The organism is Aliifodinibius sp. S!AR15-10 (assembly GCF_031569985.1).
GTDB lineage: Bacteria > Bacteroidota > Rhodothermia > Balneolales > Balneolaceae > JAMQKA01.
The window spans coordinates 56,622-66,041 of record NZ_JAMQKA010000033.1; the positions used below are offsets into that span (position 1 = coordinate 56,622).

At 49.5% G+C, this 9,420-nt stretch carries 7 protein-coding genes; 6 read left to right on the top strand and 1 reads right to left on the bottom strand.

The features are described from left to right. Positions 1-11 precede the first annotated feature (11 nt). From NC796_RS18225 to NC796_RS18245, 5 genes are all read left to right on the top strand, one after another. Complete coding sequence (locus NC796_RS18225) at positions 12-1,739, top strand: RagB/SusD family nutrient uptake outer membrane protein (protein ID WP_310686494.1); 1,728 nt, start codon at positions 12-14, stop codon at positions 1,737-1,739. A gap of 236 nt (positions 1,740-1,975) precedes the next feature. Further along, entirely contained in the window at positions 1,976-2,755 is a 780-nt protein-coding gene (locus NC796_RS18230; protein WP_310686496.1) for a prolyl oligopeptidase family serine peptidase, read from the top strand. A 195-nt stretch (positions 2,756-2,950) separates the two neighbouring features. After that, positions 2,951-4,498, top strand: coding sequence for a carboxylesterase family protein (locus NC796_RS18235; RefSeq protein ID WP_310686498.1), 1,548 nt, complete (start codon positions 2,951-2,953; stop codon positions 4,496-4,498). Positions 4,499-4,612: 114 nt separating this feature from the next. After that, complete coding sequence (locus NC796_RS18240; protein ID WP_310686500.1) at positions 4,613-6,949, top strand: glycoside hydrolase family 3 N-terminal domain-containing protein; 2,337 nt, start codon at positions 4,613-4,615, stop codon at positions 6,947-6,949. A gap of 16 nt (positions 6,950-6,965) precedes the next feature. Then, positions 6,966-7,436 (top strand): nuclear transport factor 2 family protein, encoded by a 471-nt coding sequence (locus tag NC796_RS18245; protein WP_310686501.1) that lies wholly within the window; start codon positions 6,966-6,968, stop codon positions 7,434-7,436. 592 nt (positions 7,437-8,028) lie between these two features. Here NC796_RS18245 and NC796_RS18250 read toward each other — a convergent pair. After that, positions 8,029-8,205 (bottom strand): hypothetical protein, encoded by a 177-nt coding sequence (locus tag NC796_RS18250; protein ID WP_310686505.1) that lies wholly within the window; start codon positions 8,203-8,205, stop codon positions 8,029-8,031. Here NC796_RS18250 and NC796_RS18255 point away from each other — a divergent pair. After that, entirely contained in the window at positions 8,128-9,297 is a 1,170-nt protein-coding gene (locus NC796_RS18255; protein ID WP_310686503.1) for a serine hydrolase, read from the top strand. The genes NC796_RS18250 and NC796_RS18255 overlap by 78 nt on opposite strands. Positions 9,298-9,420 lie beyond the last annotated feature (123 nt).

The following is a 9,420-nucleotide window of genomic DNA, read 5'->3' on the forward strand; positions in this document are numbered from 1 at the left end:
AATATTGAGTCATGAATTCAATTAAGAAAATATTTCGATTGTTAGTGATCGCCTTCGTGGCGTTAGGTACAATCTATGCCTGTGAAGATTTCCTTTCGCAGTCGCCACAGGGAACACTCGGTGCAAGTGAACTTGCCAATAAAGATGGCGTGGAAGGAAATCTTATTGCTACCTACTCGATGCTTGACGGGGACGGTAATTTCGGTGATTTGACGGGCGTGGCCGCCAGTAATTGGGTCTGGGGCAGTGTAGCTTCTGATAATGCCTATAAAGGTTCAGAACCGGGGGATGCCGGGCAGGTATCAGAAGTGGAGCTGTACCAGTGGAGTACGGGTGGAGTTGATATCATTTTGAATGACAAATTTAATTCCCTGTACGATGCGATTAACCGGGCCAATGCCACCATCAGCCTATTAAATTCTGTGGAAGGTATTTCAGAGTCTGAACGGCAGCGTATTGAAGGGGAAGCGCGTTTCTTACGAGCCCACTACCACTTTGAGGCCTGGAAGATGTGGGGCAATATTCCCTATTATACCCAGGAAGCGGAAAACTACCGGAAGCCAAACACAGGGGTAGATCCGATCGCCCGGATACTAGAAGACCTGGATGCCGCTATTGAACTGTTGCCTACTACCCAGGATGAACCCGGCAGAGTTACCGAGTGGACCGCAAAAGCCTACAAAGGTAGAGTCCAGGTATACACTGGAAATTACAGTGATGCATTGTCTACACTGCGGGAGGTTGAACAAGATGGCCCCTATTACCTTGAGGATAATTTTCACCAGGTATTCTCCGCCAATCATGCCAGTCAGGGGGAAACCATCCTGGCGTACCAGGCGTCAGTCAATGATGGCGATCCAACGGGGCGAAATGGTAACTGGGGAGACCGCTTGAACTTTCCCCATGCCGGTAGCCCGTTTGGGTGTTGTGGTTTCCATCAACCGTCACAGAACCTGGTAAACGCATTCCAGGTGGATGGAGATGGACTGCCACTGCCTCTTTCACAGCCGGATTCCTGGAACGATTCCAACACGAGTCCGGATGCATCTTCACCAGTCGACCCCCGGTTGGACTGGACGGTAGGTCGTGACGGGGTTCCCTATCTCGACTATGGTGTGCATAATTCAAACTGGATCCGCGATCGCGCGTGGGCCGGTCAGTACAGCCCGAAGAAGACCATACCCGAGAGCAGTGCGGAGGCCACAAGCAGCGTGGGCTGGGCAAGTTACCAGCTCCACAATCAGAATCTCCACCTCTATCGTTATGCCGATCTGCTGCTGTTGCTTGCAGAGGCTGAAGTGGAGGCAGGTGACCTCGGCAACGCCCGGGAGCTGGTCAATCGCGTGAGGGAACGAGCTGCCGCAGCAGCACAGGGACCAATCGATAATATCGAGGTGCCAATTGATGATTCCTCCATTACGTGGGCTGATTATGAGGTTGCTGAATATCCTGTTACGTCATCCGCCTTTGCCAACCAGGAGAACGCACGAGAGGCTGTCCAGATGGAACGCCGACTTGAGTTGGCTATGGAAGGTCACCGACTGTTCGACCTGCGGCGCTGGGGACGGGCACAGCAAGTGCTTAACGATTTCCTCGATGTTGAAGAGACTCGCAGGGAATACATAGGAGGCCACCAAGACTATGCAGATCGACATAATCTGTACCCATTGCCCTCAGTGCAAATCGAGTTAAGCACTGTTGATGGAGAACCTCAATTGCAACAGAATCCCGGATGGTAACGGATGAAGCTGAATGCTGATTAGCACCACGATTTGACCCCACAAGGAGGAGGGAAATACTCATTTCGAGCTTCTCTCCTCCATTCTGGGGATTTTTAAATCAAACTTGTCTAAGTTGGTTACCCGAGTATTTTGTTAGTGACCTGATCACAGCTATTATCAAATATTAACCGACTTCCCTAGGGATTTATTTCTTAGTATAGATACTGGGGATTCGAAAAGAAAATTGTAGACCAATGAAACGATTCTTGCTGATTTTGTTATGCCTTGTAGTATCAAACCAGCCTGCCGAGGCACAAAATTTACGCTTTAGCGCCGAACAATACATCGACCAGGGAGATACGTTGAATTACCGAATTTCATTTCCTGATTTCAGCCAGTCGGAAACATATCCGGTGGTGATTTTTTTGCATGGTGGAGGCGAAAGGGGTAATGATAATATCTCACAGCTCAAATGGGGCGTTCAGAATTTTGCTACTGATGAAATGTTAATGACACACAAACCGATTGTTATTGCTCCCCAATCGCCCTCCAATGCCACGTGGTCTAACTTTGAGGGAGAATTTGGAAGTGAAGGAGAACCGCTGCGGCTGGCAGATGAACCCTCCCGACCGCTAGAGATGACGATGGCTCTGCTGGACCAGGTAATTGAGAATAATGCCGTTGATACCACGCGAATCTATATAACCGGCATGTCGATGGGGGGATATGGTACTTGGGATGCCATCGCCCGTTGGCCTGAAAAATTTGCGGCGGCCGTCCCCGTCTGCGGAGGTGGTGATCCCACAACAGCCGGTCGTATTGTTGATGCCAATATCCCGGTATGGGCGTTTCATGGAGCTGATGATCCCGTTGTTGCCCCGGAAAAGTCACGTGTTATGATTGAAGCTCTGCAAAAAGCCGGTGGACAACCTGGATACACTGAGTATCCGGCAGTTGGTCATTTTTCCTGGTTACAAGCCTATTCGGACAAGTACATGATATCTTGGCTTTTCAGCCAGGCAAATCAAGATTGAAGAAGTCCTGAATTCAGGAATAACAAAAAGGTAGGGGCCAATACCACCCGCTTATTGTTACATATTGCAACAATAGTTAGTAGTCCATATACTGGAATGTATTATCGGTCGGGAAGGGATATTCACGATGTATGGTATACCAAAATGGAAAAAGATCAGAAAGCCTGACCATATCCATCTGTATCGGGCAATTTTATGAGATTATTCACACACGCTATTTTACTGTTGTCAATACTCCTGGCATGCAATGGGAAAAAGAAGCAGATCGAGTCGGTGCTGGCAATTGAGACCGGGATTATAGAAGGCGTTTTCAACGAAGAGTCCGGTGTCTACGTTTTCAAAGGCATTCCTTTTGCTAAAGCCCCGGTGGCTTCTCTTCGATGGCGACCTCCGCAGTCCGCCGAGAGTTGGCAGGATACGCTGGATGCCTCAACGTTCGGCCCGATATGCATGCAGAGGAAACCCCAGCCATTCTCGATGTGGACGAGTGAATTTATCGCCCCGGCCGGTAACATGAGTGAAGACTGCCTTAACCTGAATATCTGGACCAAGGAGGGGGCGACCGATGCAAAGCGACCGGTCCTTGTATTTATTCACGGTGGAGGTTTTAACAGTGGATCGAACTCTGTACCAATCTACAATGGCGAAAAGATGGCCGAAAAGGGTGTTGTATTTGTGACGATCAACTACCGCGTTGGGATCTTCGGATTTATGGCTCATCCTGAACTCAGCGAGGAATCACCTCGCAACGCTTCTGGTAATTACGGGCTGTTGGACCAGATCGCTGCCTTACAATGGGTGCAGCGAAACATCGCAAAATTTGGGGGTGATCCTGCGAATGTAACAATTGCGGGCCAATCGGCTGGTTCATACAGCGTGAACTACCTGGTGGCTTCTCCGCTTGGCAAAGGTCTTTTTCACCGTGCCGCCGCCGAGAGCGGGGCCGCATTGTTGCCTTCCAATCGGTTGACTGGAAACACATTAAAAGCTGCCGAAGAAAGGGGAACCGAATTGTCAGCAGATATTTCAAAACTTAGAGAGCTATCTGCCGATTCATTATTAGCCTTTCAACAACAATTTGGTCCCATCGTGGACGGTCATTTTCTTCCCCGGCCGGTGCACATCATTTTTGCAGAAGGGAATCAGAATGACGTCCCGGTACTGACGGGCTGGAATGCAGATGAGGGTAATTTTATGGGTCCGGTCCAGGATGCCGCCGACTTCCGCCAATCCATGAAGGATCGTTACGAGGAGTATTCAGGTGAAGTGCTGGAGCTTTTCCCGGCAACTAACGACTCCGTCGCGAGGGAATCACAACTTGACTTGGTTAGTCTCCTGACATTCGGCCTTCAGTCCTGGAAATGGATGCAGATGCAGAATAAAACGGGAGAAACTGCCGTCTACATATATCATTTTACCCGGGACCTGCCCTATACCGACGAGCAACAGGACTACGGAGCTTTCCACACGGGCGAAATCATGTATGCCTATAACACATTGCATAAAAGCGGTCGTCCATGGCAGAAAACCGACCACGAGCTGGCAGAGAAAATGTCATCTTACTGGGTGAACTTTGCCAGAGATGGTGATCCCAATGGCGAAGGACTGCCTCAATGGCCGGCCACCGGTGTAAAGGAATACCCAACCATGTTTTTAGGTGATTCCGTGGGGTCGGGATCCATCCCCGGGAAAGAACGCCTGCAGCTGCTGGATAAGATTTACAGTGAGCGGTTGGGAGATTAGTGATAAGAATTTTTGAAGTAGAATAATGCCCATGCTAGAGCCTGCATCGTAGTGCAGGATGACTGTTTTTAAAAAAAATCGATAAAAGCCTTTATAAATAAATACTCTTTACATATGCGAACAAAACTGACAGCTTACCTTCTTCCGCTCCTGGTATTTGTAGTGGCATCAAGTACAGTTCCGGTTTGGACAGCCCAAGATAATGGGGATCATAAAATTATTGATAATGATGACGGTGCTACGCTGGGGTATTCTCCCTCTTCGGGAATAGAAATATTGACCGTTGACAGTTATGCGTTTAAAGATCTGAACCGAAACGGGCAGCTCGATCCCTACGAAGACTGGCGCCTATCGACCGAAGAGCGGGCAAAGGATCTCGCTTCAAAAATGAGTATCGAACAGATTGCGGGACTGATGCTCTACAGCGGTCACCAAGCTATTCCTTCAACCAGTGGCGGTTTTGGTGGTCCCAGTACGTATGATGGGAAAACATACAAAGAAAGCGCCGCCAATCCCTGGGATCTCACTGATCAGCAAAAGAAGTTCCTGACCGAAGATAACCTGCGGCACGTACTTATCACCAGCGTGGAATCTCCCGAAGTGGCGGCCCGCTGGAATAATACCATGCAGGCTTATGTAGAGGGGCTGGGGTTGGGCATCCCCTCTAACACCAGCTCCGACCCGCGCCACGGAAGCGACTCCTATGCCGAATACAACGCCGGGGCCGGGGGAGACATCTCTATGTGGCCGGGTACGTTGGGTATTGCTGCGACGTTTGATCCCCAGCTGATGCGAAAATTCGGTGAGATAGCTTCGCGAGAGTACCGGGCGCTTGGAATCACCACCGCTCTTTCACCCCAAATAGATCTGGCCACCGAGCCGCGCTGGAGCCGTTTTGATGGCACCATGGGCGAAGATCCCGAACTGGCCACCGACATGGCACGGGCGTATGTCGATGGATTCCAGTATTCGAAATCTTCCGAGGTAGTTGAAAAGGGCTGGGGTTACCAGAGCGTAAATGCGATGGTGAAACACTGGCCGGGCGGCGGCGCGCAGGAGGGCGGTCGTGATGCCCACTACGCATTCGGATCATACGCCGTATACCCGGGCGATAACCTGGAGGATCACCTGCAGCCGTTTACCGAGGGGGCGTTCAACCTGGAGGGAGAAACGGGCGCAGCTTCAGCAGCCATGCCCTACTACACCATCTCCCACAACCGAGATACCGTGTACAATGAGAACGTGGGCAATGCCTACAGCAAATATATGATTACTGACCTGCTGCGGGAGCGCTATAACTATGACGGTGTGGTGTGCACCGACTGGCTCATCACAGCCGATGCCGCCGGAATTGACATATTCAGCGGAAAGCCGTGGGGCGTGGAAAATCTGACGGTAGCCGAGCGCCATTATGAGGCGATCAAGGCGGGGGTCGACCAGTTCGGCGGGAACAACGAGATGGGTCCCGTACTGGAAGCCTACCAGATGGGCGTTAAAGAGTTTGGAGAAGAGTATATGCGCAAGCGTTTTCAGCAGTCAGCGGTTCGGTTGTTACAGAACAGTTTCCGGACCGGCCTGTTTGAAAATCCCTATGTGGATGTAGCTCATACTAAAAAAACGGTAGGTAGCCCAGAGTTCATGAAAGAGGGCTACCAGGCCCAGCTGCGATCCATTGTGATGCTTAAAAACAGCGACAATACCCTGCCGCTGGAAAACGATCTGAAAGTATACATTCCACAACGGTATATACCCGAGGGAACGGACTGGTTTGGAAACAAAATCCCGGAGCGATGGGAAGATCCGGTGAGCCACGAGATTGCGGAGGATTACTTCGAAGTGGTGGACAGTCCTGACGAAGCTGATTTTGCACTGGTGAGCATTGAAAGCCCCCAGGGCGGGGATGGCTATTCCGGTGAGAATGCCGAGCAGGGGGGTAATGGGTATATGCCGATAAGCCTGCAATATCAGGATTATACGGCAGAACATGCCAGAGAGGAAAGCATTGCCGGGGGAAGTCCCTTCGAGGATTTTACCAATCGGAGCTACAAGGGGAAAACAGTCTCTACCCACAACAGCTACGATCTCCAAATGGTAAATGAGACGCGGGAGAAAATGGGAGACAAGCCCGTAATTGTAGCCATTAAGGTAAATAATCCAATGGTGTTTGATGAGTTTGAACAGAATGCCTCTGCAATCTTGATCCACAGCGGAGTACAGGACCAGGCATTGATGGATATTATAACCGGAGAACATGAACCGTCCGGTCTGTTGCCGTTCCAGATGCCTGCTAGTATGAAAACTGTGGAAGAGCAGTATGAAGATGTGCCCCGGGACATGAAACCCTATACGGATTCAGAAGGTCATACTTACGATTTTGGATTCGGCCTGAACTGGGACGGGGTTATCAAAGACGAACGTGTAAAGAGATATGTAACAAATGGAAATATATAACCGAATTTTAATCACTATGAAAACATGTCTAACCCTTTTTATACTGTTGACAACTGTAAGTTTTGCCTACGCGCAACTCCCGGTGGAGGTGGCGGAGGACCAGCAAGCGTTGCTGGAGAGCGACGATCCGCAGCTCCGGGCAAATAAAAAGCTGGTCTTCGACTTCTGGCGGGAGGTATTCCAGGCCCGGAATATGGAGAAGGCGAGCGAATATATGGCGGAGGACTACATGCAGCACAATCCCAACGTGGCCACTGGTCGTAAGCCGTTTACCGACTTTTTCGGTCAGTTTGAGCAGCGCCCCGTCAAGCCCACTATCGATAATTTGGTGACCATTGTGGCCGAAAGAGATCTGGTAATTCTGGCGTTTAAAAGGGAGTTGGAAGATCCGGAGAACGAAGGTGAAACCTATACCACTACCTGGTTTGATATGCTCCGGATCGAGGATGGGAAAATAGCTGAGCACTGGGATTACGGAACGAAATAAACAGGTTTCACAAGTTGTAGATCTTAAACACTCCTGTTGTGAGCGGAGTTGTACTCACAAGCTGTAAAGGCCGGTAGTGCAACTCCCTCCTTCATGAAAGGATTACTACTGTTTTCCTATCCTTTACTTTGAAGCCAGTATTCCTTTACCACGTTACCAGAGGGACAGGCCTGCGCAAAGCTCCCGACATACTAATGTCATCCTACCCGACATCATAATGTTACACTGTCTGACATTGTAATGTCGCCCCTTATGACATACTAATGTCGTGGATCCCAACATTAGTATGTCAGATACATTGACACTATAATGTCGGATAGGCTGATCAGGCCTTCAGGACACCTGCTCCAATATATATGTAGCAGTATTAAAGTAGAAGCTATTGCACAAAGTGGCACAAAAGGACATGCAAAGCTACACTAAGAAAAACTCTTCGGTTCACGGTGATTTCTATGTGCACCTCAGTTTCTAATCCCTGAATTTTCAATTTCAACAGATGAGGCAGTGATTAAATAAAACTTTAATCCTATCATCAGGTGCTATACTTTAGGAATCGAATTTAATCCCAATAAATATTAATCCTATCAGAATATTACTGGCAATAGCGGTTGTTGCGGTTATCCTGCAGGGTTGTGGTGAACCAGTACCCCGGAAGACCAAGTCCGTCGGAAATATTGCTGCCATCGACAGCATGGTGCAGCTTCAAGTTGACCTCAATAATATCCCCGGTGCAGTGGTTCGCGTGCAGCAGGGTGATTCCGTGCTTCATTTCAATGCCTACGGTTACGCCAAAAAGCTTGATTATGACATGGAGCGCATGGAGGTGCCACAAACCATGACCACCGGCGAACTGTTTGATATTGCTTCCCTCACCAAGGTGTGTGCCACTACCTTTGGAGTCATGCTGTTGGTGGATGAAGGAGTAGTCGGGTTGGAAGACCCTATCCATCGGTGGCTACCCGAGTTTGATACCGGCGAAAAAAGCAGGATTACCATCCGCCACCTCTTGACGCATTCAGCGGGACTTTACCAGTGGGTGCCAACGTATTATCATGCCTCTACTGCCTCAGAGCAGTATCAGTATATTGCCGGCTTGCCGTTGAAATATCTCGTGGGAGAAGGACGTCATTACAGCGATCTCGGGTTTATGTTACTGGGTGAGATCATCCACAGGGTCTCGGGGAAACCGTTGGATGAATATTTGCATAAGCACCTGTACAAGCCTCTTGGCTTGAAACAAACGACATTCAACCCGCTGCGTAACGGGTTTATTAAAGACCAGATTGCAGCTACATCACACGGCAATCCTTTTGAGAAACAGATGATTTATGACGATAATTTTGGCTACACGGTGAATGAGGAGCCCGATTCCTGGGATGATTGGCGCCGTTACACGCTACAGGGAGAGGTCAACGACGGGAATGCCTGGTACGGAGCGAAAGGCGTGGCGGGCCATGCCGGACTTTTTTCCAGTGCATCTGATCTTCAGATGCTGATAAATTTGCTGTTGGATAAGGGCCAATTCGAGGGAGAACAGCTCATCTCAGAGGCAGTGATTGATACCTTTTTGACAAAAGATCGCTTCGGCAACGGGCTCGGCTGGGTGATGGATCCCGCCGTATTCTCTGCAGAGGGTGTGCCGGAGGGCAGTTTCGGACACACCGGCTTTACCGGCACCAGCATTGTGGTTGTGCCTGAATATGACCTGTCCATCATTCTGCTGACTAACCGCCAGAATGTGGGCCGCCGGGAGAATGGCTATTACTTTGACCTGGGGCCTTTACGGCAGGCTGTTGTGGATGAAGTTTTGGGAAGATTTTTGGAGCATGGGACCGTTAACAGGCCATCCATCGGAAGCTAGTGTCATTACCACTAAATAAAAGGGGTAAATGTGATTGGGTTTTTGTATTTTTCGAATAAAACATCATGGATAAACTCACCTTTCCCGACCTCTCTCAACAAGTCAAAGATCAACTCCTTACTT

Excerpts from the sequence above, each read along its gene's own strand:
- NC796_RS18240 (WP_310686500.1), top strand. The coding sequence starts at position 4,613 with ATGCGAACAAAACTGACAGCTTACCTTCTTCCGCTCCTGGTATTTGTA.
- NC796_RS18250 (WP_310686505.1), bottom strand. The coding sequence starts at position 8,205 with ATGAAGCACGGAATCACCCTGCTGCACGCGAACCACTGCACCGGGGAT.
- NC796_RS18245 (WP_310686501.1), top strand. The coding sequence starts at position 6,966 with ATGAAAACATGTCTAACCCTTTTTATACTGTTGACAACTGTAAGTTTT.
- NC796_RS18235 (WP_310686498.1), top strand. The coding sequence starts at position 2,951 with ATGAGATTATTCACACACGCTATTTTACTGTTGTCAATACTCCTGGCA.
- NC796_RS18225 (WP_310686494.1), top strand. The coding sequence starts at position 12 with ATGAATTCAATTAAGAAAATATTTCGATTGTTAGTGATCGCCTTCGTG.
- NC796_RS18230 (WP_310686496.1), top strand. The coding sequence starts at position 1,976 with ATGAAACGATTCTTGCTGATTTTGTTATGCCTTGTAGTATCAAACCAG.
- NC796_RS18255 (WP_310686503.1), top strand. The coding sequence starts at position 8,128 with ATGGTGCAGCTTCAAGTTGACCTCAATAATATCCCCGGTGCAGTGGTT.